The 25,334-nt window shown below is 68.7% G+C and carries 17 protein-coding genes and 1 tRNA gene; 13 read left to right on the forward strand and 5 right to left on the reverse strand.

Annotated features, from left to right (window positions below; all coding sequences use genetic code 11):
• Positions 1–2 precede the first annotated feature (2 nt).
• The 3 genes from Ate02nite_RS36465 (at position 3) to Ate02nite_RS36475 (ending at position 3,154) form a co-directional block, all read left to right on the forward strand.
• Positions 3–2,156 (forward strand): ATP-dependent DNA helicase UvrD2, encoded by a 2,154-nt coding sequence (locus Ate02nite_RS36465; protein WP_203812459.1) that lies wholly within the window; start codon positions 3–5, stop codon positions 2,154–2,156.
• A gap of 123 nt (positions 2,157–2,279) precedes the next feature.
• Positions 2,280–2,654: a hypothetical protein gene (locus Ate02nite_RS36470; protein ID WP_203812460.1), complete on the forward strand. Its 375-nt coding sequence runs from the start codon at positions 2,280–2,282 to the stop codon at positions 2,652–2,654.
• A 137-nt stretch (positions 2,655–2,791) separates the two neighbouring features.
• The gene (locus Ate02nite_RS36475) at positions 2,792–3,154 is read left to right on the forward strand and encodes a WhiB family transcriptional regulator (RefSeq protein ID WP_203812461.1); all 363 of its coding nucleotides are present in this window, start codon (positions 2,792–2,794) and stop codon (positions 3,152–3,154) included.
• 314 nt (positions 3,155–3,468) lie between these two features.
• On the opposite strand, the gene Ate02nite_RS36480 is transcribed toward Ate02nite_RS36475, so the two are convergent.
• From Ate02nite_RS36480 to Ate02nite_RS36495, 4 genes are all read right to left on the reverse strand, one after another.
• Positions 3,469–4,740 carry a M18 family aminopeptidase gene (locus Ate02nite_RS36480; RefSeq protein WP_203812462.1) on the reverse strand — a complete coding sequence of 424 codons (1,272 nt, stop codon included), beginning with the start codon at positions 4,738–4,740 and terminating at the stop codon, positions 3,469–3,471.
• A 21-nt stretch (positions 4,741–4,761) separates the two neighbouring features.
• Positions 4,762–6,108, reverse strand: a complete 1,347-nt coding sequence (locus Ate02nite_RS36485; protein ID WP_203812463.1) for an ABC1 kinase family protein — start codon at positions 6,106–6,108, stop codon at positions 4,762–4,764.
• Positions 6,109–6,206: 98 nt separating this feature from the next.
• Positions 6,207–7,202 (reverse strand): hypothetical protein, encoded by a 996-nt coding sequence (locus Ate02nite_RS36490; RefSeq protein ID WP_203812464.1) that lies wholly within the window; start codon positions 7,200–7,202, stop codon positions 6,207–6,209.
• A gap of 198 nt (positions 7,203–7,400) precedes the next feature.
• The gene (locus Ate02nite_RS36495) at positions 7,401–7,562 is read right to left on the reverse strand and encodes a DUF5679 domain-containing protein (RefSeq protein ID WP_015625326.1); all 162 of its coding nucleotides are present in this window, start codon (positions 7,560–7,562) and stop codon (positions 7,401–7,403) included.
• Positions 7,563–8,055: 493 nt separating this feature from the next.
• On the opposite strand from Ate02nite_RS36495, the gene Ate02nite_RS36500 reads away from it, so the two are divergent.
• Positions 8,056–8,589 carry a M48 metallopeptidase family protein gene (locus tag Ate02nite_RS36500; RefSeq protein ID WP_203812465.1) on the forward strand — a complete coding sequence of 178 codons (534 nt, stop codon included), beginning with the start codon at positions 8,056–8,058 and terminating at the stop codon, positions 8,587–8,589.
• A 174-nt stretch (positions 8,590–8,763) separates the two neighbouring features.
• Complete coding sequence (locus tag Ate02nite_RS36505) at positions 8,764–9,360, forward strand: hypothetical protein (RefSeq protein ID WP_203812466.1); 597 nt, start codon at positions 8,764–8,766, stop codon at positions 9,358–9,360.
• Positions 9,361–9,430: 70 nt separating this feature from the next.
• Here Ate02nite_RS36505 and Ate02nite_RS36510 read toward each other — a convergent pair whose 3' ends face one another.
• Complete coding sequence (locus Ate02nite_RS36510; RefSeq protein WP_203812467.1) at positions 9,431–10,654, reverse strand: zinc-dependent metalloprotease; 1,224 nt, start codon at positions 10,652–10,654, stop codon at positions 9,431–9,433.
• 90 nt (positions 10,655–10,744) lie between these two features.
• Between Ate02nite_RS36510 and Ate02nite_RS36515 the strand changes: the two genes are divergently transcribed.
• From Ate02nite_RS36515 to Ate02nite_RS36550, 8 genes are all read left to right on the forward strand, one after another.
• On the forward strand, positions 10,745–11,773 hold the full coding sequence (locus tag Ate02nite_RS36515; protein WP_203812468.1) for a YlbL family protein: 1,029 nt from the start codon (positions 10,745–10,747) through the stop codon (positions 11,771–11,773).
• An 82-nt stretch (positions 11,774–11,855) separates the two neighbouring features.
• Entirely contained in the window at positions 11,856–14,831 is a 2,976-nt protein-coding gene (locus Ate02nite_RS36520) for a UPF0182 family membrane protein (protein WP_203812469.1), read from the forward strand.
• Positions 14,832–14,898: 67 nt separating this feature from the next.
• Positions 14,899–14,972: transfer RNA gene (locus tag Ate02nite_RS36525), tRNA-Met, on the forward strand.
• A gap of 265 nt (positions 14,973–15,237) precedes the next feature.
• Entirely contained in the window at positions 15,238–17,004 is a 1,767-nt protein-coding gene (locus Ate02nite_RS36530) for a protein kinase domain-containing protein (protein ID WP_239147965.1), read from the forward strand.
• 523 nt (positions 17,005–17,527) lie between these two features.
• The gene (locus Ate02nite_RS36535) at positions 17,528–18,037 is read left to right on the forward strand and encodes a GtrA family protein (protein WP_275422983.1); all 510 of its coding nucleotides are present in this window, start codon (positions 17,528–17,530) and stop codon (positions 18,035–18,037) included.
• Positions 18,034–20,343, forward strand: coding sequence for a glycosyltransferase (locus tag Ate02nite_RS36540; RefSeq protein WP_203812472.1), 2,310 nt, complete (start codon positions 18,034–18,036; stop codon positions 20,341–20,343). The genes Ate02nite_RS36535 and Ate02nite_RS36540 overlap by 4 nt, the downstream gene beginning before the upstream one ends.
• Positions 20,340–21,773, forward strand: a complete 1,434-nt coding sequence (locus tag Ate02nite_RS36545) for a glycosyltransferase (protein WP_203812473.1) — start codon at positions 20,340–20,342, stop codon at positions 21,771–21,773. The genes Ate02nite_RS36540 and Ate02nite_RS36545 overlap by 4 nt, the downstream gene beginning before the upstream one ends.
• Positions 21,763–25,302 carry a PQQ-dependent sugar dehydrogenase gene (locus tag Ate02nite_RS36550; RefSeq protein WP_203812474.1) on the forward strand — a complete coding sequence of 1,180 codons (3,540 nt, stop codon included), beginning with the start codon at positions 21,763–21,765 and terminating at the stop codon, positions 25,300–25,302. Before Ate02nite_RS36545 ends, Ate02nite_RS36550 begins: the two co-directional genes overlap by 11 nt.
• The last annotated feature ends 32 nt before the right edge of the window (positions 25,303–25,334 follow it).

Below are 25,334 nucleotides of genomic sequence, written 5' to 3' on the forward strand. Positions count from 1 at the left end.
CCATGATTCCCGACGTGCTGAGTGATGCGGTGCTGGCCGGGCTCGACCCCGAGCAGCGGACGGTGGTGACCGCCCCCGCAGGCCCGGTCTGCATCCTGGCCGGCGCCGGCACCGGCAAGACCCGGGCGATCACCCACCGCATCGCCTACCGCACGCTCACCGGCGAGATCAGCCCCCGGCACGTGCTGGCCGTCACGTTCACCGCGCGGGCCGCCGCCGAGATGCGCGCCCGGCTCGGCGCGCTCGGCGCCACCGGCGTGCAGGCCCGCACCTTCCACGCCGCGGCCCTGCGCCAGGTGCGTTACTTCGCGCCCCGCCTGCTCGAGGGCCGGGCGATGCCCGAGCTGCTCGAATCCAAGGCCCGCATGATCGGCCTGGCCGCGGCCCGGGTCGGGGTCCGGGCCGACCGTGCCGCCGCCCGCGACCTGGCCAGCGAGATCGAGTGGGCGAAATCGTCGCTGGTCGAGCCGGGGGAATACGCGGTGGCCGCCACCAAGGGCCACCGTGAGCCGCCACACGAGCCGGCCAAGGTCGCCGAGGTGTTCGCGGCCTACGAGACGCTCAAGCGCCGCCAGGGCGTGATCGACTTCGAGGACATGCTGCGTGCCGCGGTCTGGGGGATCGAGGAGCATCCGGATGTCGGCGAGGAGATCCGGTCGCAATATCGCCACTTCGTCGTCGACGAGTATCAAGACGTCAACCCGCTGCAGCAGCGGTTGCTCGACGCCTGGCTGGGCGGCCGCGACGACCTCACCGTGGTCGGCGACGCCAGTCAGACGATCTACTCGTTCACCGGCGCCACCTCGAGCTACCTGATCGACTTCGCCCGGCAGCGGCCCGGCGCCGTGGTGATCCGGCTGGTCCGCGACTACCGCTCGACCCCGCAGGTGGTCGGCCTGGCCAACGCGGTGATCCGGCAGGCGCGCGGCAACGAGGCCCGGCTCCGGCTCGAGCTGGTCGGCCAGCGGCCGTCCGGAGCCGAACCGGAGCTGAAGATCTTCCCGGACGAGGCCGGCGAGGCGGCTGCGGTGGCCCGCCGCTGCCGTGAGCTTATCGCCGGCGGCACCCCGGCCAGCGAGATCGCCGTGCTGTTCCGCATCAACGCCCAGTCCGAGACGTATGAGGAGGCGCTCGCCGAGGCCGAGGTGCCCTACCTGGTGCGCGGCGCCGAGCGGTTCTTCGAGCGGCCCGAGGTCCGGCAGGCGATGATCGCGCTGCGCGCGGCGGTGCGTTCCACGCCCGGCGAGACCCCACTGGTGCAGGCGGTGGTCGAGGCGCTCGCGGCGACCGGGTGGGCCCGCGAGCAACCCCCGGCCGGCGGTGCGGCACGCGAGCAGTGGGAGGCACTGGCCGCGCTTGTCACCCTCGCCGAGGAGTACGCGAAGGCACCCACCCTCGAACCGATCGGCCAGGCTGGTGCCGTGCAGCGAGACGTCACGCTGTCCGCCTTCAACGACGAGCTGGCCCGCCGGGTCGAGCAGCAGCACGCGCCGACGGTGGCGGGTGTGACGCTCGCCTCACTTCACTCGGCCAAAGGCCTCGAATGGGACGCGGTCTTCCTGGTGGGCCTGGCCGACGGCACGCTCCCGACGACGTATGCGAAGACGCCCGAGCAACTGGAGGAGGAGCGCCGGCTGCTCTACGTCGGGGTGACCCGGGCGCGCGAGTGGTTGTGGCTTTCCTATGGTCAGACGCGGTCCGGCAGTGGCCGGGCGCGGCGGCCCTGCCGCTTCCTGCCCCAGCTGGAGCGCAACTCGCCGACCGAACGGGCCGGATCCCTCGATCGGAGTCGGAAACCCGACCGTCGACGCTCTCAGGTGTCCTCGTGCCGCATCTGCGGGACCACTCTGCTGGGCGGTGCCGACCGCAAGATGGGCCGCTGCCCGACCTGCCCGTCCGACCTCGATCAGGACCTTCTGGACCGTTTTACGACCTGGCGGGCGGATACCGCGGCCGGGCTCAAAGTCCCTGCTTATGTGGTGTTCACCGACGCGACCCTGGTGGCCATGGCGGAGCGGCGCCCGAGTAATCCGGCGGAACTGCTGGGGATCGCCGGGATCGGCCCCCGAAAGCTCGGTCAGTACGGCGCCGCGGTGTTCGCTCTCGTGGGTGGCGCGACGCCCGACGAAGTCTCGTCAAAAAACTTTGAAAACTAGTGCGTTAATTCGTTTGCCCTCCCTCGCAACTGAGGCTTAGCCTCAGAGCACACCTTGGCGAGCGGCCTGCTCTACAAGGGAAAACGAACGATGAGTGCAACGCAGATGGAGGAGGTGGCAGAGATGGAGATCTACACGATGACGCAGAAATCGCTGCCGCTGACCCGTGCGTGCGCTCCGTCCGCTCTGTTGCCGATTTCCGCCGCCTCCGTGGCAGCGATGTCGGCTTCGCCGGTGGCCCCCGTGGCTCCGGCAGCCGAGCGGGCTTGGGTTCCGGCCGAGACCGTCCGACCGATGGCGATTCTCGCCGCCGAGCGGGCTCCGGTTTCGCGGGTGCACCAGGTCCAGGTCCAGGCCGAGCTGGCTCAGGTCCTGACGCTTACCGACGGAATCAATGGCAGTAACGGCACCACCACTGGGTTCAAGGGCAGCAACGTCTCCAAGAAGCGTTACGCGGATGGTGGCAGTGGTGTCCCGCCTCGAGGAAGGCCGGTCTGATAGCAGACCTCCGGCTCACCTCGAGGCCGCGGAACCCGTACAGGGATCCGCGGCCTTACTTTTTTGCCGGCCCACCGGCCGGTGCAGCACCCGACGATCCAGAAGATCGCTGAAGAAGAGAGAGGTGACCGGGCTTTATGAGTCTGGCGCTGGCCCCGATCGACGTGAGCGTCGACATCGAGGCAAACCTGCCCTGCCGGAAGTTCGACCCGGACCTTTGGTTCTCGGACTCCCCGGCTCAGCTGGAGCTGGCGAAGTCGCTCTGCGGGGATTGCCCGCTGCGCGTGGAGTGCCTCGCCGGTGCGGTCGAGCGGAACGAGCCCTGGGGCGTCTGGGGTGGCGAGATCTTCGAGCGGGGTGCCGTGGTTCCCCGCAAGCGGCCGCGTGGCCGTCCGCGTAAGTCGGACGTGGCGCGCGACGCCGAGCTCGCCGTCGAGGTCGAGGAGCGGCTCGCCGCGAACGGTCTCGAGTCCCGCAACCAGGTCCGCCTGGCGGCCTGACATGAACAGCAGCATCGCCCTCCCTGAGGCCGAACCGGCCACAACCCGAAAGCCGAGCATCGAGATGAATACGACTGGAGCCACCAGAATGAGACTTCTCCACGAAGCGTTGTCCCGGGCCCGAACGCGTCGGCCTCAGCGTGAGTACACACCTGAGGCGCACCGCCCCGCTCGTCTGGTCGCCATGCAGGCCCATCACCGGGCCTCGCGCGAACTCGGCGGCGGGCGCTACTGACCCACTGACAACAACTCGCTACTGAAAGGCCCGTCCGCGCTTCGGCGCGGACGGGCCTTCGCTATGTCAAAGGGGTGGGTCAGGGCAGGCCGGTGAAGAAGACCTCGGCCGCGGCCGACAGCCGAGCCGGGTCATCCACGTGGCACAGCTCACGGGCCGAGTGCATGGAGAGCAGCGGGGTGCCGACGTCCAGGGTCGGGATGCCGATCCGGACCGCGGTGATCGGGCCGATCGTGGAGCCGCACGGGACCGCGTTGTTGGAGACGAACTCCTGGAACGGGACGCCGGCCTTTTCGCAGGTGCGGGCCCACAGCGCGGCGCCCACCGCGTCGGTGGTGTAGCGCTGGTTGGCGTTGATCTTCAGCAGTGGGCCGCCGCCGGCCACCGGACGGTTCGCCGGGTCGTGCCGCTCCGGCCGGTTGGGGTGCACGGCGTGGCCGGCGTCGGCCGACAGGCACCAGGACCCGAAGATGGCCCGGGCCAGGTCGGAGCGATCGCCACCGAGCGCGGCCGAGACCCGCTCCAGCACGTCGGAGAGCAGCGGCCCGGCGGCGCCCGAGCGGCTTTCCGAGCCGATCTCCTCGTGGTCGAAGGCGGCCAGCACCGCGATCGCCCCGGCCGGCGCGGCGCGCACCAGGGCGGTGAGGCCGGCGTGCACCGACGACAGGTTGTCCAGCCGGGCCGCGGCGAACAGCGAGCCGTCCGCCCCGAACCGGGCCGGCGCCGCCGAGTCGACCGAGACCACGTCGAACCCGGCGACGTCGCCGGCCGAGGAGAGGCCGCCCGCCCGGGCCAGGTGGGTGAGCACGTCGGGGCCGGAGACGCCGAGGATCGGCTGGACGTCGCGCTGCCGGTCGGGGGCGAACGACGTGTTGACGTCGCGGTCCAGGTGGACGGCCAGGTGCGGGATGCGGGCGAACGGGCCGGTGCGGACCAGGTGCACGGTGCCGGCGGTGTCGACGAGCCGGCCCGCGAACTCCAGCTCGCGGTCGAACCAGGAGGCGATGATGGGTCCGCCGTACACCTCGACGCCCGCCTGCAGCCAGCCGTGCGCGGACAGCGCCGGGCGCGGCTTGAGTTTGAAGGTGGGCGAGTCGGTGTGCGCGCCGAGAACGCGGAACGGCGTGGCCGGGCCGGCGTCGGCGGGCAGCGCCAGACCGATCACCGCACCGTCGCGGACCAGGACCAGCCGAGCGCCGGGGCGGACGACCTCGCGCCAGTCGGCCGCCTCGTCGAGAGTGGTGTAGCCGGCGTCGCCGAGGCGGCGGGCCACCTCGGCCGCCGCGTGGTAGGAACTCGGCGATGCCGAGATGAAGCTTCCAAGATCGTCGATGTGCCCCGTGGCGTCCATGCCGCTCATCGAATCATGGCCCTATGCCACGGGTGCGAACCCGGGCAGCCATTTCTCGACGATCTCCCGGTAGGGCGCCTCGGCCTCCAGTTGGCACAGCACCCCGATCGAGCCCAGCGTGACCCGGTGGATCAGCAGGTAGTTGGGCGGCAGGTTGAGCTTGCGGCTCAGTTGGTAGGCCGGGGACTTCGGACTGGTCAGCCGGGTCGCCTCGCCGCGCAGCCAGCTGCGGGTGAAGCGGAACTCGTCGACCGCGAGCGGCTCGATCATCGGCCGGAGGAACTTCAGCACCGCCTCGGCGTCGATCTCGTCGTCGGGCTTGATGAAGCCTTCCGTGCGCAGGCCGTCGGCGACCCCATCGGCGTCCCCGTCGAGGGTGAGTCGCACCAGCCGCCCGATCGGTTCGGGGTGGCCACCGGGCAACCGGGCCACCGCGCCGAAGTCGATCACGCCGAGCCGGCCGTCGGCCAGGATGCGGAAGTTGCCGGGGTGCGGGTCGGCGTGCAGCAGACCGGCCCGGGCCGGCGCCGAGAAGTGCAGGGTGGCCATCAGCCGGCCCGCCTCGTCGCGCTCTTCCTGGGTGCCCTCGCTGATCACCTTGGCCAGCGGGGTGCCGTCGACCCACTCGGTGACCAGCACCCGCGGCGCCGAGGAGATCACCCGCGGCACGTAGATCTCGTCGTCGTCGGCGAACGCGGTGGCGAAGGCGGTCTGGGTCGCCGCCTCCATCTCGTAGTCGAGTTCCTCGGTGATCCGCGCCCGCAGCTCGGCCAGCAGTGGCTTGATGTCCATGCCCGGTTGAATGATCTTGAACATGCCGGCCAGCAGGGACAGCTGCTTGAGGTCGGACAGCAGCGCCTCGCCGGCTCCCGGATATTGCACCTTCACGGCCACCGGGATCGTCTTGGGTTTGGCGTTCTTGCGAGCCGGGGGCAGTTTCCACTGCGCCCGGTGCACCTGGCCGATGCTGGCCGCGGCGGCCGGGCTGTCGTCGAACTCGGCGAACCGGTCTCGCCAATCCGGCCCCAACTGCTCGGCGAGTGCCTTGTGCAGGCTGGCCACCGGCATCGGCGGCGCGGCCTCCTGAAGCTTGGTGAGGGCCTGCCGATAGGGCCCGGCCATCTCCTCGGGCAGGGCGGCCTCGAAGACCGACAGCGCCTGGCCGAACTTCATCGCACCGCCCTTGAGCTGGCCCAGGACGCTGAACAGCTGCTCGGCGGTGCGCTGCTGGATGTCGGCGGAGATGACGTCGGAGGCGATGCCGACCGCGCGCTTGCCCAGCCCCAGGGCGGCACGCCCGGCGAACCCCAGGGGCAGCGCTGCCAGCTTCGCGGTGCGGGACGCGGCACGACGCGGAATGTCGGTCACCCGATCATTCTTACTGACGGTTTGCCAAGTGACTGCCCAGCTGGGTGGCCTTCGCCCCAGGATGTGCGAAAAGTCCGAGAGAAGCGGCACGAGAAAATTCATGGCCGGGCGCAGGAACAGGCCGGATGCGGAGTCCAGGTGCGGCGCCGAACGCGCCCCGGCCCGGTGATCTCGACGGTGGCGCCGGCGGTCTGCGGGTCACCGCCGTCCAGGAACGTCAGCACCTCGGCCGCCGCGAACGCGGTGGCGGCCAGCAGGGTGGTGACCGTGCAGGGCTCGGGAACGGTCGCGGCCGTCCCGGGCGGGTCGGGCCATTCCGCGTCTCGATCCCGGCGATGCAGGGCCAGGCAGTTCAGGCAGGGACCGCCGGTCGCCGGCACCAGTGGGCCGATCACGGCGGAGCCATGGCGGATGGTCACGGCCAGGTGTGGTTGACGCCGGCCGGACAGGGCGGCGGCCAGCAGGCTCACCGGCTGGTCGTGGTCGAGCTGGACGAGCAGGGCCGCGGTCGTTCGGCGTACGCCGTGGAGCACGTTTGGCGCGGCACGGGTCATTGCCTCGACGATTGCCTCCCGCCGGGGTTTGCCGATGTCGGACGCGCGAAGCGGTCCGCCGGCCAGCTCGCCCGGCCGGACCGCGCCGGAAAGATCGGGTTGCAGATGGCCGACGCCGGCCTCGGCGAGCGCGACCGCGATGCCGGCACCGAGCCGGCCGTGCCCGGCCAGCACCACCCGGGACGCGTGCCGGCGGCGCAGAAATTCGGCCGGTGGGCCGGCGCCGTGCAGCGCGAGAGCGGCCGCCTCGCCGGCCAGCCGGTCGGCCGGTGGGCGCAGGGACGAGCGGGGAAGCACGAGGCCGGCGTCCTGCAGGGTGGCGAGCAGGGATCGGCACTCGTCGGGCGGAATGCCCAGCTCGGCGGCTCGCAGCAGGATCAGACGCTCGGTGCGGGTGCCGTCGAGCAGGTCGAGGATCTCGGCGGCCCGCGGATCGGGGAGGCGTAACCGCAGCGCACGGGCCGGGTCGGAACCCAGCTGCAGCTGGCCGTCGGCGCACCAGAGACGGGGGAGGCCGGGGATGAGGGTGGGACGTATCACGGTGACAGGTTGTCACCGATGCCATGCGGAGCGAGTTGGTTGTCCACAGGGACGCCGGGCCCGTGGAGCGCGTTGTCCACAGCTAAAGCCGAGTTATCCACAGGCTGGGCCCGTTATCCACACTTACTCAACGTGTCGACTCCGACACGGTTATGGGTAGAGCGGCGCATGGGGCACCGCTCTACCCGTAAGCGTGAATCAGGCCTTGGCCTTGCCCAGGATCCGGTTCACGGTCGTGCCGCAGACGGGGCACTTGCCCTTCGCCATGTTCATGCCGGTCTTCGAGACCTCCACGGTGCCCTGGAAGTCGCGCTTCTCCTTGCACTTCACGCAGTAGCCGTTGTACGTGTTGTCGGCCACGGTTCCTCCTAGTCGTGTCGTCGGCCGGGGTCGGCCCGATGCCTGTTCGCGGCGGCAGGCCGCGAGCTGCTTGGCGCTTGACCGGTCCCCGGCCGCGTGGATGTGGAGCCACCCGCCAGGGGCGGTCACTACCCACGAGCGGCCCTTTCCATGTCAGCCAGTCATGAATAAGCCAGGTCAGCAGCGCCGGCGGTGTCGCCGCCGTCGTGAGTGTGCCGGGAGAAATCGCCCTTTTCGCGAAGTTACGCGCAAACACGCCGGGAATTACCGGCAAAGTGGGCTTAAGTGGACTTTCGACGCGTTTTGCCAGCAACGTGTCGTGCGCTAGTTTGGCGCTGGGACTCATATGTTGCGGGCCTGGAAAATTTTTTCGGTTATACCGGGACGAAGCGCTCATATCTGACACGTGTCATCGGCCGTACTCTTGCGGTGACATGGGTCTCACGGATTAGCGTCTCAACGTGAACCCGAATCTGGGCCGCGCGAGCCGGTAATGGCCCGGACGCGTAAGCCTGTCGTCGAAGTGCGGCGCAGCCAGCGCCGGCGTCGAACGGTGTCCGCGTACCGCGATGGTGAGCGCGTGGTCGTGCTCATCCCCGACCGGTTCTCCAGGGCCGAGGAGATGGAGTGGGTCGAGCGGATGCTCGCCCGGCTCGCCGCCCGCGAGGAGCGCATTCGCCGCACCGACGAAGAGTTGCTGGCTCGCGCCCACCGCCTGAAATCCCGCTACCTCGCCGACCACGCCCACCGGGTGGTTCCGGCCAGCGTCCGCTGGGTGACCAACCAGAACGGCCGCTGGGGCTCCTGCACGCCCGACGACGGCACCATCCGGATCTCCCACCGCATGCAGGAGATGCCCGACTGGGTGATCGACTACGTGCTGCTGCACGAGCTGGCCCACCTGGTCGTCCCGAGCCACAGTGCCGACTTCTGGGAGCTGGTGAGCCGCTACCCCCGGGCCGAGCGTGCCCGCGGCTACCTGGAGGGCATCTCCGCCGCCACCGGGCTGGTCCTCAGCGACGACTAGTGCCTGTCCTGCCGGTCGCGCGAGAGCGAGGCGAGGTTCAGGTGGTGGCTGGCGTCGGCCGCGAAGCGGCCGCATACCGGTGTTGTATTCGGGCGCTTCGTGGACGCCGTCAGGCGCCGCCTGGGCCACGCCGCAGCCACGCGTGACCGGCAGGACAGGCACTAGTCTTGGCGCGTGGTCCGACGGGTTGTAGCTGCGCTGCTGGTTGCGGTCGAGTGGAGTCCGCCTGGCGTTGATCTCACGGCGTGGCGGGCGGCCCTCGCCGAGGACGTGGTCGACCTGCTGGCGCGGCTCGCGCAGGCGGAACCGGCCATCGCCGCCACCGCCGCGGACCGCAAGCTGGCCGAGGAGATCGCCTGGCCCGGGATGCGGATCTACGAGGTGCCGACCGCGACCTACCTGCCGGTGTTCGCGGCCGCCACCGCGGACGGGTTCGACCAGGCCGCGGTCATCGCGGCGGACGCCGCCGACGTGCCCGGGATGATCCTGGGCAAGCTGCTGCGCCCGTTGGAGAACAAAGCCGTGGCCGTCGCGCCGGGCGGGCCGGGAAACGGGCTCATGGGGGTCGCCACCAGCCTGCCGGCGCCGGAGTGGCTGGTCGACCACGATCTCGACCTCGCGTCCGCGCAGCTCCTGCGTAAGACGGCTCCGCAGCCCGGCGATGTCAGCTCCACCGCCGAGTGGCGGCGGTTGCGCAGCCCGGCCGAGCTGGCGTCGCTCGACCCGGCCCTGGAGGGCTGGGAGAACACCCGCGCCCTGCTCGGGGGTTGAAAAGCGCGGCTCGGGGGTTGAAAAAGCGGCGGCCCTCCGCTTCCGGAGAGCCGCCGCCATGCGTCGTGCCTTACTTGTCGAGGTCGTCCAGCTCGCTGATGTCCCAGTCGGTGGTGCCCTGGGCGAAGACCTGCGGGTTGGCGAAGTCCTCGTCGGTCGGCAGCAGGTCGGGGTGGCCCCACAGGGCGTCCCGGCCCTGGATGCCGCGCTGCTCGGTGACCGCCGCCCACAGGGCGCCGGCCTCCCGCAGGCGACGCGGGCGCAGCTCGAGACCGACCAGTGCGGCGAAGGTCTGCTCGGCCGGACCGCCGGCCGCGCGCCGGCGCCGGAACGCCTCACCCAGCGCCACCACGGTGGGCAGCCGGTCACCGGCGGCCGCGTCGACCACGTGGCCGACCCAGCCCTCGATCAGCGCCAGCGCCGTCTCCAGCCGGGCCAGACTCGCCTTCTGCTGCGGCGTGTCCTCCGGCGTGAAGATGCCCTCGAGTGCCATGGCCTGCATCGACTCGGGATCGCTCGGGTCGACCCGGCTCATCGCCTCCTCGATCGCCTCGCGGTTGACGGTGATGCCGTTCGCGTACGTCTCCACGGCGGTCAGGACGTGCGCTCGCAGCCACGGGACGTGCCCGAACAGCCGCTGGTGAGCCGCCTCACGCAGAGCCACGTACAGGCGCACCTGGTCCTCGGGGATCTCGAGGCCCTCGCCGTACGCCTTGATGTTGGCCGGCACCAGTGCGGCCGTGCCGTTCGGCCCGAGCGGAAGCCCGATGTCGCCGGCCGAGAGCACCTCGGCGGCGAGCTGGCCGAGCGCCTGCCCGAGCTGGCCGCCGAAGAGCGCGCCGCCGAGCGTGGCGACCATCGACTGCATCGGGCCGAGCTGGGCTTTCGCCTCATCGGGGACGAGATCGCCCATCGCGCCGACCATCCGGCCGGCGATCGGGTCACAGAGCTTCTTCCAGACCTCGAGCGTGTTGAAGATCCACTCGTTGCGGTTCCACGCCGCGGCGGTCCGGATGCCGCTGGGCAGCGCCGAGACAGGGTCGAGCCACAGGTCGGCGAGGCGCAGCGCCTCCTCGACGTGGTGGCGCTCGTACATGGTCACCGCCGGGTCGCCGGACCCGGACAGCTGACTGGCCGCGACCTGGCGGGCAAGGTCCCAATTGACCGGGCCGTTGTCGGGGCCACCGGCGAACATCTGCTGCAGTTGCGCCATGAACTGCTGCATCTGCTGCGGGTCGGAGGGATCGGGCGGCTGGGCGCCCGGCAGTGAGAAGCCGAACGGGATATCAGGCACGTAGTCAACCGTACGCGCGAAACGCCCGCTCCGGACCGATGGCGGTGTCAGCTCAGAGAGAACTCAGGGTGGGGCGATAGTCTCACGCGCATGAGACGTCGCGGTGTCACCGTAATCCTCGGCGCCCTGCTCACCGCGCTGCTGGCAGTCGGTGTCATGGCGGCACCCCTGCCGTACGTCGTGTTGAAGCCGGGCCCAACGGTGAACACGCTCGGTTCCAGCAACGGTACCGAGGTCATTCAGGTGACGGACGCGAAGACGACGACCTCCACCGGGCAGTTGCGGCTGACCACGGTCAACGTGCAGTCGCAGGTCGAGCTCGTCTGGGCGATCAGCGGCTGGTTCAGTCACAAGGACGCGGTGGTCCCGCGCGCCCTGATCTACCCGCCGGACACCACCGAGAAGCAGGTCGAGCAGCAGAACGCGCAGGAGTGGACCGAGTCGCAGGAGAGCGCGGTCACGGTCGCGCTCACCAAGCTCGGCTACCCGGTGCAGACCTCGGTCAAGAGCGTGACCAAGGGCGGCGCCGCGACCGGGTTGCTGCAGACCGGCGACCTGATCACCGCGGTGGACGGCACCGCGGTCACCGACCCGACCAAGCTGACCGACGCCATCCGGGCCAAGCCGGTCGGCACCACCTTCACCATCGCCTACACCCGGTCGGGCAAGGCCGGCACCGCGCAGATCACCACCAAGGCCGGCGATGACGGTAAGACGCCGCGCCTGGGCATCGAGATCGAGAAGAAGCAGCCGTACCCGTTCAAGGTGAAGATCGACCTCGACAAGATCGGCGGCCCGAGCGCCGGTCTCATGTTCACCCTCGGGATCATGGACAAGCTCATGCCGGAGGATCTGACCGGCGGCAAGATCATTGCAGGGACCGGCACGATCGACGACAACGGCAACGTCGGCCCGATCGGTGGCATCCCGCAAAAGCTGGTCGGCGCGAAGAGCGCCGGCGCTCAAATCTTCCTGGTGCCGAAGGACAACTGCGCCGAAGCGTTGAAGAACGCGGTGGACGGTCTGCCGATGGCCGAGGTGGCCACGGTGGACGACGCGCTCACCGCACTCAAGACCTTCACCTCCGGTGGCACCCCGAAGCCGTGCTCGGTTTCGTGACAGATGTCGTAATGTGAGACACCGCCACCCCAAATGATGTGTGGAGCCCACGTTGGTCATGCGTAACAGCCCTCTTCCGAGGATGAGCCGGCGCGGTCGCGTGACCGTCGGCGTCCTGGTTGGGGTCTTCCTCTTATTCACACTGCTCGGCTGGGGCATCGACGCTTATACGGACTACCTCTGGTTCAACGAGGTCGATTTCGTCAACGTCTTCTCCGGCGTCCTGATAACCCGGGTTCTGCTGTTCCTCGCCGTCGGCCTCGCCGTCGCGCTGGTCATCGGGGCCAACCTTTACCTCGCCTACCGACTTCGTCCCCTGCTGCGGCCGCACTCGGCCGAGCAGGCCACCCTCGAGCGCTACCGGATGGTGATCGGCCCGCGCCTGGGCACCTGGATCACCGTCCTCTGCCTGATCATCGGCTTCTTCGCGGGACTGTCCGCCCAGGGCCGGTGGAAAGACTGGATGCTCTTCCAGAACGGCGGGAACTTCGGCGTAACCGACCCGCAGTTCAAGGTGGACATCGGGTTCTACGTCTTCGAGTACCCGCTCTGGCGCTACATCCTGGGCGTCGCCTTCACCGCCGTGGTGCTGTCGGTGCTCGGTGCTCTCGCCGTTCACTACATCTTCGGCGGGGTGCGGCTGCAGGGCGTCGGCGACCGGATGACGACCGCGGCACGGGCCCACCTGACCACCCTGGTCGCGGTGTTCGTGCTGCTCAAGGCGGTTGCCTACATCCTGGACCGGCGCGCGCTGCTGCTCGAGCAGCACGTTTCGCCCGGGCTCTACGGCGCCGGTTACACCGACGTCAACGCGCTGTTGCCGGCCAAGGAGATCCTCGCGTACATCTCCGTGGTGGTCGCCATCGCGATCATCGTGTTCTCCAACGCCGGCATGCGAAACCTGGTGTGGCCGGGCGTCTCGCTGGGCCTGCTCGCCATCTCGGCGGTCGCGATCGGCGGTATCTACCCGCTGGCCGTGCAGAACTTCTCGGTCAAGCCCAGCCTGGCCGACAAGGAAGCGCCTTACATCCAGCGGTCGATCACCGCGACCCGGACGGCGTTCGGGCTGGATACCACGAAAATAACCCAGTATCAGGCGAACAACGTGACGCCGCAGAGCGGGCTGACCGCCGATACCAGCGCGCAGAACGCCCGGCTCGTCGACCCGCAGCTGGTGTCCCAGGCCTTCACCCAGTCGCAGCAGTCCCGCGGCTTCTACGACTTCGGCAAGAAGCTCGACGTCGACCGCTACACGGTGGCCGGCAAGACGTCCGACTACGTGGTCGGCGCCCGCGAGATCAACGACGACAAGCTGACCACCCAGCAGCGGAACTGGCTCAACCGGCACACCGTCTACACCCACGGCTACGGCCTGGTGGCGGCGCCGGCCAACCAGGTCGTCTGCGGCGGCTTGCCGTACTTCGTCTCCGGCTTCCTGGGCGACGAGGACCGGCAGGCCAACTGTTCGTCCGCGAGCGACCAGATCCCGGTCGAGCAGCCGCGCATCTACTACGGCGAGCAGTCCACCGAGTACGCCATCGTCGGACAGTCGGACAAGAACAAGAAGGTCGAGTTCGACCGGCCGCAGCAGAGCAACACCAACGCCGAGGAGCTGTACACCTACGACGGCACCGGTGGTGTCGCGGTCGGCTCGTTCTTCCGCCGGCTGGTCTTCTCGATCAAGTTGACCGAGAGCAACTTCCTGCTCTCCGACGCGGTCAACAAGGACTCGAAGCTGATGTACATCCGGGACCCGCGCTCCCGGGTGGAGAAGGTCGCGCCGTTCCTGACCATAGACGGTGACCCCTATCCGGCCGCCGTCGACGGGCGCATCGTCTGGATCCTCGATGGCTACACGACGTCGGCGAGCTACCCGTACTCCCAGAAGATCAACCTGGCCAACGAGACCAAGGACGAACTGACCGGGCAGGGGACGTTCGCGCTGGCCCGGGACGACGTCAACTACATGCGCAACTCGGTGAAGGCCACCGTCGACGCGTACGACGGCACGGTCAAGCTGTACGAGTTCGACGACCAGGACCCCATCCTGAAAGCCTGGAACAAGGCCTTCGGCGGCGACCTGATCATCCCGAAGGCGGACACGCCGGCCGACCTCGCGCAGCACTTCCGGTACCCGCAGGACCTGTTCAAGGTGCAGCGCAACCTGCTCACCAAGTTCCACGTCACCGAGCCCCGGGCGTACTTCTCCGGCCAGGACTTCTGGCAGGTGCCCAACGCGCCGGACTCGCCGTCGAGCAACGTGAAACAGCCGCCGTACTACCTGAACATCCAGCTACCCGAACAGACCGACACGAGATTCCAGCTCACCGCCAGCGTCACCCCGGCCAACCGGGAAAACATGGCTGCGCTGATCTCCGGGTCCTACATCAACAACCAGCCCACCTTGCAAGTGCTCGAGTTACCCGATCAAACGGTCATTCCCGGCCCGGTCCAGGTCCATCAGAAGATGACCAACAACGCCGCGGTCAGACAGCAGCTGAGCCTGCTGTCAACAAACAACAGCCAGGCTCAGGTCCTGTACGGCAACCTGATCTCGCTGCCGGTGGAAAGCGGCATCCTGTACGTCGAACCGGTCTACGTGAAGACCGGAAACCAGGAAAACGCGGCCCCGCTGCTGCAGAAGGTCCTGATGTCGTACGGCGACGGCGGCACCTACGTGGTCCTGGCCGACAACCTGAAAGCGGGCCTGCAAGCCCTCGTCAACCAGGGCAAACAGGCCGGCAACACCACCGGCGAAGACCCAGGCCAAACCGACAACAACACCGGTGGTACGCCACCGACGACGTTGCCGACCGAGCTGGGGCAGGCCGCTACCGAGTTGGACACGGCCATCGCCAACGTGAAGGCGGCCCAGCAGTCCGGTGACTTCGCCAAGTACGGCGAGGCTCTCCAGGCACTGGACGCCGCGATGACCAAGTTCCAGAACATCCAGAAGGCCGCCAACGCCACCCCGACGACCAGCCCGTCCGGCTCGCCGTCGGCCAGCGCACCCGCGGCATCCACGCCCGCCACACCCACACCGAGCACCACCGGCTGACGTGACTAGCGCAACCCGGAGGCAATTTGGAACCCACCTCCGGGTTGCGCTAGTGTTAACGAGCCGACGCGGGGTGGAGCAGCTCGGTAGCTCGCTGGGCTCATAACCCAGAGGTCGCAGGTTCAAATCCTGTCCCCGCTACGAGTCCGGGGGCCCTCTGTCCGCAAAAAGCGCGGACCGGGGGCCTCTTCGCATTTCTGCTCCGGAGGCCGAGCCCCCGGACGCCCCGCGTTGCGGTGGCTGCGCTTCGCTCGCCGCTCGCGGTGGCTGCGCTTCGCTCGCCGCTCGCGGTGGCTGCGCTTCGCTCGCCGCTCGCGGTCGCTTCGCTTCGCTTGCCTCTCGCTTCGCCTCGAACGGCGTGGCTGCGGGACATCGATGTATTGATCTGCTCCGGTATCTTGCTGCCGTGTCGATTTTGATCGCGGGGCGTTATCGGCTGGTGGGGCAGGTTGGGCAAGGGGGGATGGGGCGGGTTTGGGCTGCTCGGGATGAGCTGCTTGGGCGGGACGTTGCGGTTAAGGAGCTGGTGCCGCCGCCTGGAATTCCGGCCTCGGAACTCGCTGAACTGCGGGAACGGGCCATTCGCGAGGCCCGAGCGATCGCCCGGCTTGACCACCCGAACGTGGTCCGCGTCTTTGACGTGGTGTTCTATGACAACGATCCTTGGATCGTCATGGAGTTGGTTCCGTCCCGGTCTCTCCTCGACGCTCTCCGCGACGAAGGGCCGATGCCTCCGGATCAGGTGGCACGCATCGGCCTCGGTGTTCTTGCCGCTCTGCGGGCCGCGCACAGGGCTGGGCTGCTGCATCGCGACGTTAAGCCTGGCAACGTTCTGCTTGCCGATGACGGGCGGGTGGTCCTGACCGACTTTGGGCTGGCCACTGTCGCCGGAGACGCTGCGATGACCAGTACCGGGGTGGTCCTTGGATCTCCGCAGTACCTGGCGCCGGAACGGGCTCTGGATGGCGAGATCGGGCCGCCGGCCGATCTGTGGTCCCTGGGGGCCACGCTGTACACCGCTGTGGAGGGCCGGCCGCCGTATGCGCGCTCGTCGCCGGTGACCACCCTGGCCGCTCTGGCCGCCGAACTTCCCGACCCACCGGAACATGCCGGCGAGCTGCGCCATGCCCTGACCGCTCTGCTTCAGCGAGATCCGTCGCGCCGGGCCGACGCCGAAATGGCGAAGCGCCTCCTTACCGTGGCCGCCGTCCCCGGCACCCGGCCGCCGTCGGATGCGCCGGTTTACTCCGAGCCCACGTTCGCCTCGCCGAACGTCCGGACCCTGGCGCCGCGCCGCCCGGCCACACCGGCGACCGGCCCTCTCGCGCCCGTTCATTCGCCCGGGTCAACCCCGGAGGCCGGCTCGCTCGCGCTTGCCCATTCCGCCGGGTCCGCTCTGCCGTCGGCTGCGCCCGTCGAACCGGCGTCCGTAGCCTCCGCGCCAGCCGCTTCGCCGGGGGCCGGCAATCCCCGTGTCAGGACGGCCCTCCGGCGGTTGGGGCTGGTCGGTGGCGGGGCCGTGGCGGCGTTGCTCGTTGCCGGGGCGGTTGCCTACTCGCCGCTGGGGAAGCCGGACACGACCTCTCCCGGAGCGCTGCCCGCGGTGTCGCAGCCGGGTGGGGCCGGCACGGCTAGCGTTCCGCCATCCGACCCCGTGACGTCGCCCTCCGGCAGTCCTCGACCCGGGGCCTCCGCGGGCGCTGTGGCACCGGGCGTGAGTGGCCCGGCGCCGGTCGGCAGCCGGAAGGCGTCCGCCACCAATGGGCCCGCGGTCGCATCCCCGACGACCGCGGCCGCCGCCACCGGGTCGGTGTTTCAGGGCGTCGGCCAGAAGACCTGCCTGTACGGCCCGGCGGGCGGCGGTCAGATCGAGACCAAGGCGTGCGACAGCGCGGACGCCGGTCAGGCCTTCTCCATTGCCTCGGACAAGACACTGCGGGCACGGGGCAAGTGCGCCGAGGTGGACGGCACCTCCAACGGCTCCCTCGTGAAGCTGATGACGTGCACCGGCGCCCTGGCCCAGCAGTGGACCTACAACGCCTCCCTGGAACTGGTTACCGCATCGGGAGGTAACTGCCTGGACATTCCCTACGGCAACGAGGCCGAGGGCCTGGCCATGTGGGTCTGGGTGTGCGTGGGCAAAGACAATCAGAAATGGCGCCACGCCCAGTAGCCGACCCGGACCTCGGAGACCCCGCCTGCGGCTGGCCGTGCGCCGCCCTCCCGCCTGCGGCCGCGCCCTGTGCCCGCCCTCCCGCCCCCGCGTTGTGCCGCTGCTGTGTTCGCTCGTCGCGGCGGGGGGACTGGGGCGTTAATTTGTTGGGGGGATTTTTGGTTGTTTGATATTTGGTGGAAACAAAGTTTTGGGTGGAATGGGCGAACGGGCGATTGCGGTTTCTGGGGTTTTTGGCTGGGGGGTGGTGGGTGGAATCTACGCCTGGAATGGTGTGATTGGGATCTCACTATCGATTAACTTAAGATCCTTTCGGGGCGTGGTTGATCTTTGATTTGGGGGTTTGGCAGGGGTGGGGTGGGGTGCTTCGGATTTTGGTGGCCTCGCGGGCATGGGTGGGAGGGGGCGGCCGAAATTTGGGGCAAGAGTGGTTTTGTCCGACGGCGTCATCGGGGGGATATGTGGGGGAGTTGTGGGCGTAACGGGGGTGGTTGACGCGGGTTGAGGGACCGTCCAACCTGGAATGTGTAATGGGTCTGCCTGTCTTGGTAATGGGGCCTTGGGTGGGCTGAGCAGCTATTACGCGGACATTCTGGGTGCTGGGGGGACAGTGGGCGTTATTCGGCTGCATGGTTGGCGCGTATTCAGATTTGCGTTGGTGGGGACGTTCTGTTTCGCGGTGCAGTATTCGATCATGGTTTCGCTCGCTGCGGGTGGAGTTGATCTTTCGGTTGGCAATGCGGTCGGGTTTGTCGTATCCGCTCAGGTGAATTTCCTGCTCAGCTCGGCTTTCACCTGGGGTGGAGCGGTGCGGGTCTCCTGGGTGCGGTGGGCCTCGTACAACTCGACCGCGCTGGTGGGGCTGGCCGTCAATACGACGGTGTTCGGGCTGGTTCATGGGGCGGTTGGCTCGCTGGTCGGGACGGCTGCGGGAGTGGGCGCCGGCGCCGTCTTCACGTACCTGGTCTGTCATTTGTTGATCTTTCGTCAAGGGCGCCGGATCGCGGCCGCGGAAGTTGAGGTTGCGGCATGACGGCGTTGGCTGTGCCGGTTCGGGTCGCGGTTCGGACCTATACCGACGGGGTCGTGGTGGTCATGCCGGCCTACGACGAGCAGGACAACCTGGCGGCTACCGTCACCGACTTCCTGCGTACGTTGGCTTCCGCTGACCTTCCGCATGCGGTGGTGGTGGTTGACGACGGCAGTGCGGACCGCACCGGGGAGGTGCTCGACGAGCTCGCGGCGGCGTACCCGGGGCGGGTCATCGCGGTTCACCACGCGGCCAATCAGGGCTATGGGGCCGCCGTGCGCACCGGCATCGCGGCTGCTCTCGAGCAGACCGAGCTGCGCTGGGTGTTGCTCACCGACTCGGACGGGCAGTTCCACAGCGACGACCTGGTCTCCTTCATCGACGTGCGGCGGCGGGAGCGGGCCGACGCTGTTATCGGGTACCGCGAGCAGCGGGCGGATCCCTGGCGGCGGCGGGTCAACGCGTGGATCTGGACTCGGCTGTGCCGGATCGTGCTCCAGGTTCCCAGCCGGGATGTGGACTGTGCGTTCAAACTGATCGACCGGCGGCTGCTCGACGGGGTGCGGCTGACCGGGGAGGCCGCGGCCATCTCGCCGGAGCTGCTTGCCAAGATCGGTGTGCGGGACGTGCGGCTGGTCGAGCATCCGGTGCAGCACCACCCCCGGCTGCACGGGGAGCAGACCGGCGCGAAGCTGTCGGTCATCGCGCGGTCGCTGGCCAGCCTGGCCGGCGTCTACTGGCAGATGGTCTGGGCCTCGGACAAGCAACCCTGGGTACGGCGGCTGCTGCGCCCGAAGGATCCGCTGCTCACCGTGGTCACGGTGGCCGCCATCCTGCTGTCCGTCGGCGGGTACCTGTACTTCCGGCATCAGGGCGCGGTGCTCGCCTACAAGGACGCCAACTCGCACCTGCTGATCGCGCGGCGGGTGCTGGAGAGTCCGACCGCCGGCGCCGCCCAGCTCGGCGGAGTGTGGTTACCCCTGCCGCATCTGCTCGCGCTGCCGCTGGTGTGGAACGACACGCTCTACCAGAACGGGCTGGCCGGGGCGGTCGTCTCGATGGCCGCCTTCGTGTTCACCGTGCGCTACCTCTACCTGCTGGGGGCCTCGCTGGCGCGCAGCCGGTTCGCCGGAGTCGCCGCCGCGCTGCTGTTCGGGCTCAACGCCAACGCGCTCTATCTGCAGTCGACGGCGATGACCGAGAGTCTGCTGTTCGCCTGCATCGTGGCGACCATCCATTACCTGCACGAGTGGTGCCGGTTCGGCCGGTACCGGGATCTGATCGCCACCTCGGGCGCGATCCTGCTGGCCACGCTGACCCGGTACGAGGGATGGGTGCTCTGCCTGGCGGCGCTGGCCGTGGTGACGTACACGGAATTGCGCCGGCATCGCAGCTATATCCGTACCGAAGCCTCTTTTATCTTCTTTGGTTTCATCGCCTTTGCCGGCATCGCCGGCTGGTGTGTGTGGAACTTCGTCATCTTCCGGAATCCGCTGTACTGGAAGTTCGGCGAGTACGCCGATTCGTCGCTCTGGGTCAAGGAGGGCGAGGCGGCGGTCGGCGACCTGGGCGTTGCCACCCGGGCGTATTGGCTGGCCGCCGAACACAACATCGGGCTCGCGACGCTGCTGCTGGGCGGGCTCGGCACGGTGGTCTACGTCGCTCGTAATCGGCTTCGGCCGGAAGCCGTCGCCGTTTATCCGCTGCTGTTCTTCGGGGTCTTCTTCATCTATGCGCTCTATGCCGGTGAGCGCCCGCTGCACGTCAAGGAGATTAACGGCGAGCTGTACAACGTCCGGTTCGGTCTGATCATGCTGATTCCGGCGTCGATTTTCGCCGGCTATCTGATCAGCCTGATTCCGTCGACGAAGAAGGTGGTGCAGGGAGTGGCCGCGGCCGGCGTGCTGGCCACCGCGCTCGCCGTGCCGGGCGTGGTCACCCTGGACGAGGCGCGCGAATTCCGGGGCAGCCAGTGGGAATCGGCGAACGCGGCCGCCTCGGCCTGGCTCCGGGTGCATCACGACGGCGGACTCACGCTGATGATGTCGTACGAGAACGAGTCGGTGACCTTCGATTCGCGCATTCCCACCCAGCGAATCGTCTACGAGGGCAGCTACCAGATGTGGGAGCCGGCGCTGCGGGATCCGGCCGCCCAGCACATCGAGTGGATCTATATGCGCGGGCTGCCCGGCCAGGAAGACCTGGTGTTCAAGCAGCTGGACGGAACTCCGCAGCTCACCGATCGGTACGACCTCGTCTACCACGCGGGTGACCGCATGATCTACCACCGGAAGGAGCAGGTGCGGTGACCCAGGTGCGGGTGGAGAGTCCTCTAGCCACGCTGAGCCCGGAACTGAGCGCGCAGAAGCTGCTCAGCCGGGGCCAGGCGGTCGGCGGGGTGGTGGTCATCGCGACCGTCGTGCTGCTGCTGACCCTCTCGGCCACCGTCGGGTTCGGACCGTCCGTGCTGTGGTACGGCCAGTTCGCGGTGGCCGCGGTGACCGTGGTGTACGTCGCGGTGATCGCGTTCAAGCTGGCCATGGTCTTCCGGGCCGACGGTTCGCCGGTGCTGCGGTTCGAGCCCGACGACCTGCACGCCATCCCGGATCAGGACCTCGCCCGGTACACCATTCTGGTGCCGCTCTACCGCGAGGCGTCTGTCCTCCCGTACCTGGTGGAGCGGTTGTCGGCCCTTGATTATCCGGCCGACAAAGTGCAGATTCTGCTGCTCATCGAGGAGGACGACACCGAGACCCGGGCCGCGCTCGCCTCGATGGAGCTGGCCACGCAGTTCGAGGTGGTGCTGATCCCGGATTCGCCGCCGAAGACCAAGCCGAAGGCCTGCAACGTCGGGCTGTCCCGGGCCACCGGCGAGTTCTGCGTCATCTACGACGCCGAGGACCGGCCGGACGCCGACCAACTGCGCAAGGCGGTGCTCGCCTTCCGGCTGCTGCCCGACCGGGTGGTCTGCGTCCAGGCCGAACTGCACTACTGGAACCCGTGGACCAACTGGCTCACCCGGTGTTTCGCCGCCGAGTACGCCACCAACTTCAGCCTCTCGCTGCGGGGCCTGGACCGGCACCGGCTGGCCATCCCGCTGGGCGGTACCTCCAACCACTTCCGCACCGACGCGCTGCGCGAGTTGGGCGGCTGGGATCAGTACAACGTCACCGAGGACGCCGACCTGGGCATCCGGATCGCCCGGCGCGGCTGGGACGTGCGGATGATGGTCTCGGTGACCGAGGAGGAGGCCAACAGCCGCCTGGGCAACTGGGTCCGGCAGCGCAGCCGGTGGATCAAGGGGTACATCCAGACCTGGCTCGTGCACTCCCGGCATCCGGTGCGGGTCTGGCGGGAACTGGGCACCAAGCGGGCCGTGGCGATGCACCTGACCCTCGGGTTCTCCACCTTCACCACGCTGATCAACCCGATCTTCTGGGCGCTGTTCGTCAGTTACCTGATCACCGGGCCGAAGTACCTGGAACCGCTCTTCCCGCCGCTCAGCCTGTACGCCGGCCTGGCCACCATGGTGCTGGGCAACGTGATGATGTGCTACTGCCTGATGAACGGCTGCATGGAGCGTGGCCTGCATCGGGCGGTGCGGGCGATGCTGACCGTCCCGCTCTACTGGGGACTGATGAGCGTGGCCGCGTACAAGGCGGTCTTCCAGCTCCTTCGACCCAGCAAACGGCACTTCTGGGAGCTGACCGAGCACGGGCTGGTCTCCCATGAGGCGTAGCGCTGCGCTTTTACTTCTGCTGGCGGTCCTGGTCGCTCCGCAACCCGCGTACGCGGCACCGCCGGCTTCGTTCGACCGCACCCTGCTCGCCGACGGGTTGGACGCGCCGACCGCGTTCCGGTTCGCGCCGGACGGAAGCGTTTTCATCGCCGAGAAGAACGGCGCGGTCCGGCTGTACGACCATGGTGAGCTGCACGCCGAGCCGATGATCACGCTGCCCACCGCGAACGCCGACGAGCGCGGGTTGCTCGGTCTCGAGCTCGACCCGAACTTCGCCACCAACCACTACATCTACCTGGCCTACACCCACGCGGAGAACCTGAACCGGCTCAGCCGTTTCACGGTTACCGGGCACACCATCGACCCGGCGTCGGAGTTCGTGCTGCTCAAGTCCAACCAGCAGGCCAACGTCTTCCACCACGGCGGCGAGGTGCGGTTCGGTCCGGACGGCAAGCTGTACTGGTCGCTGGGCATCAACGTCTATCACCCCAACGCGCCCAACCTGGGCACGATCCACGGCAAGATCCTTCGGATCAATGCCGACGGGACCATTCCGCCGGACAATCCGTTCGTCGGCATTCCGGGCGCGGAGCCGGCCATTTGGGGGTACGGGCTACGCAACACCTTCCGGTTCGACATCGTCCCGAACGGGCCCAACGCCGGTAAACCGCTCGGCGGCGACGTGGGCGGCTCGGAGTTCGAGGAACTCAATCTCATCGAGAAGGGCGCCAACTACGGCTGGCCGAACGCGGAAGGAGTGTGTGCCGGCTGCGGATATGCCCAACCGGTCTACACCTATCCGCACACCGCGCCGCCGGCCAGCGCCGGGTCGATCACCTCGGTGGCGGTCTACACCGGAGACACTTTCCCTAGCGAGTTCCACAACGCGGTCTTCATCGGCGACTACACGCTCGGTTTCATCAAGTACCTGACCATGGACGACACATTCACCAGCGTCATCGCCGTGCACGACTTCGACCTGGACGCCGGGACGCCGGTGCAGCTGGCGGTCGGCCCGGACGGCAACCTCTACCAGCTCGACATCTATCCCGGGGCGTTCTATCGGATCGCGCCGTCCGGCGGCAACCGGGCGCCGGTCGCCAAGGCCGCCGCCTCGCCGGACAACGGACTCGGCCCGCTCGACGTCTCGTTCTCCTCGGCCGGCTCGGCCGATCCCGACGGCACCGCCCTGTCCTACGCCTGGGACTTCGGCGACGGCTCTACTTCAACCGCACAAAACCCCACCCATGCGTACGCCGTCAACGGTGTCTACCCGGCGAAACTGACCGTGAGCGACGGCGACAAGACCGGCACCGCCACGGTCGAGGTGCAGGTCGGCAACCGAAGACCGACCGGAGTCATCACCACGCCGGTAACCCAGTCCCGGTACGACGCGGGCGACACGATCAGTTACGCCGGCACGGCCAGTGACCCCGATCAGGGCGCGCTGCCGGCCAGTGCTTACTCCTGGTCGGTGGTGTTCCATCACGCCGATCACGTGCACCCGTTCCTCGGCCCGATCACCGGGGTCACCGGCGGCACGTTCACCATTCCGCGGATCGCCGACAACGTCGCCACCACCTGGTACGAGATCCGGCTCACCGTGACCGACGGCGGCGGCCTGACCCACACGTCGTCGGTCGCGGTCAAGCCGAACCTGGTGCATCTCACCTTCAAGGCCAACGTCGAGGGCCTGCAGTACGCGGTCGACGGCATTCCGGCCACCGCGACCTACACCGAGAGTGCGGTGGTCGGCGTGCAGCGGACACTCAGCGCGGCCTCACCGCAGTTCCTGGACGGTAAGCAGTACCTCTATCACGGCTGGTCGGACGGGCTGGCCCAGACGCACACCGTCACCACGCCCGCGGTGGACGCTACGTACACGGTGAACTTCGACCAGATCAACCCGCCGCCGGCGCCGTGGGACAGCGACGACGTCGGCACCCGGACCATTGCCGGGCTTTCCTCGTACGACGAGGGCGTCTACACCGTCAAGGGCGGCGGCCACGACATCTGGGACGCCACCGATGAGTTCCGGTACGTCCATCAGCCGCTGCTCGGCGACGGGGAGATCGTGGCCCGGGTGACCGCGCAGAGCGACACCTACGAGTGGGCCAAGGCCGGCATCATGATCAAGGAGTCGGCCACCTCCGGCGCGCCGTACGCGCTGATCGGGGTGACGCCGACACACGGGATGCACTTCCAGGCGAAGTTCGGCGAGGACGGCGGCGAGTTCCCGTACGCCTTCCCGAACGCGTGGATGAAGCTGACCCGGGTCGGCGACACGGTCACCGCCTATGCGTCCGGCGACGGCGTTACCTGGTCGCCGATCGGGTCGACGACGCTGGCGATGGCCACCAACGCCACCATCGGCCTGTTCGTCACCTCGCACGACAACAACGTGCTGTCCGCGGCCGTCTTCGACAACGTCAGCGTGGTCGGCGACGTGAACCCGGCACTGCCGGCGCCCTGGGTCCACCAGGACGTGGGCGCTCCCGCGCTGGCCGGGACGGGCACCGAGATCGCCGGAACGTTCACGGTGGCCGGCGCGGGCGGCGACGTCTGGGGCGACGCGGACCAGTTCCACTTCGTGCACCAGCCGCTCACCGGCGACGGCACGGTCATCGCCCAGGTCGTGTCCCAGCAGGGAACCGAGGAGTGGGCCAAGGCCGGCATCATGCTGAAGGCGTCCACCACGGCCGGTTCCCCGTACGCGGCGATGATGGTCACCCCCGAGCACGGCACCCGGATGCAGGCCAACTTCGCCACCAGCCTGGCCGGCAGCGCGGGTACCGCACCGCGCTGGCTCAAGCTGACCCGCCGGGGCAACGTGGTCACCGGCCACGAGTCGGCCGACGGCACCGCGTGGACGCTTGTCGGCACGGTCGACCTCGGCCCACTGCCGGCGTCGGTCGAGGTCGGTCTCTTCGTTACCTCGCACGATGCCGGGGCGCTCGGCACCGCGACGTTCGACCATGTCAGCGTGGGTGCCGCGGCACCGGGCCTGCCGGTCGGCTGGAACCAGGCCGACGTCGGGGCGCCGGCCCTGCTCGGCTCGGCGTCGGTCAGCGGCAGCACCTGGACCGTGGCCGGCGCCGGCCACGACATCTGGAACGACACCGACCAGTTCCACTACGTGTACCGCGAGCTGCCCGGCGACGGCACGATCGTGGCCCGCCCGCTGACCCAGGGCAACACCAGCGACTGGGCCAAGTCCGGCGTCATGATCAAGGAAGCGGCGTCCCCGCTGACCCCGTACGTGGCTCTCTTCCTGTCCCCCGGCCACGGCATCCACCTGCAGACCGGCTTCAACAGCGACGCCGACGGCGGCCCCGGCAGCGTACGAACCTGGCTGAAACTGACCAGGCTGGGCGACACGGTGACGGGTTACCGCTCCACCGACGGCGTCACCTGGACCGAGCTGGGCACCGCGACGCTGACCGGCCCAGCGACGATCGGCCTGTTCGTAACGTCCCACAACGGCAGCGCCCTGAACACCACCACCTTCGACCAGGTAGCCGTCTCATAAAACGGGATATTTCGCCCTCAAGCTGCGGAAGA

The organism is Paractinoplanes tereljensis, assembly GCF_016862435.1.
Lineage (GTDB): Bacteria > Actinomycetota > Actinomycetes > Mycobacteriales > Micromonosporaceae > Actinoplanes > Actinoplanes tereljensis.

Coding starts and splice junctions, on each gene's coding strand:
- Ate02nite_RS36465 (WP_203812459.1), top strand. CDS start 3: ATGATTCCCGACGTGCTGAGTGATGCGGTGCTGGCCGGGCTCGACCCC.
- Ate02nite_RS36470 (WP_203812460.1), top strand. CDS start 2,280: ATGGAGATCTACACGATGACGCAGAAATCGCTGCCGCTGACCCGTGCG.
- Ate02nite_RS36475 (WP_203812461.1), top strand. CDS start 2,792: ATGAGTCTGGCGCTGGCCCCGATCGACGTGAGCGTCGACATCGAGGCA.
- Ate02nite_RS36480 (WP_203812462.1), bottom strand. CDS start 4,740: ATGGACGCCACGGGGCACATCGACGATCTTGGAAGCTTCATCTCGGCA.
- Ate02nite_RS36500 (WP_203812465.1), top strand. CDS start 8,056: ATGGCCCGGACGCGTAAGCCTGTCGTCGAAGTGCGGCGCAGCCAGCGC.
- Ate02nite_RS36515 (WP_203812468.1), top strand. CDS start 10,745: ATGAGACGTCGCGGTGTCACCGTAATCCTCGGCGCCCTGCTCACCGCG.
- Ate02nite_RS36520 (WP_203812469.1), top strand. CDS start 11,856: ATGAGCCGGCGCGGTCGCGTGACCGTCGGCGTCCTGGTTGGGGTCTTC.
- Ate02nite_RS36535 (WP_275422983.1), top strand. CDS start 17,528: ATGTGTAATGGGTCTGCCTGTCTTGGTAATGGGGCCTTGGGTGGGCTG.
- Ate02nite_RS36540 (WP_203812472.1), top strand. CDS start 18,034: ATGACGGCGTTGGCTGTGCCGGTTCGGGTCGCGGTTCGGACCTATACC.
- Ate02nite_RS36550 (WP_203812474.1), top strand. CDS start 21,763: ATGAGGCGTAGCGCTGCGCTTTTACTTCTGCTGGCGGTCCTGGTCGCT.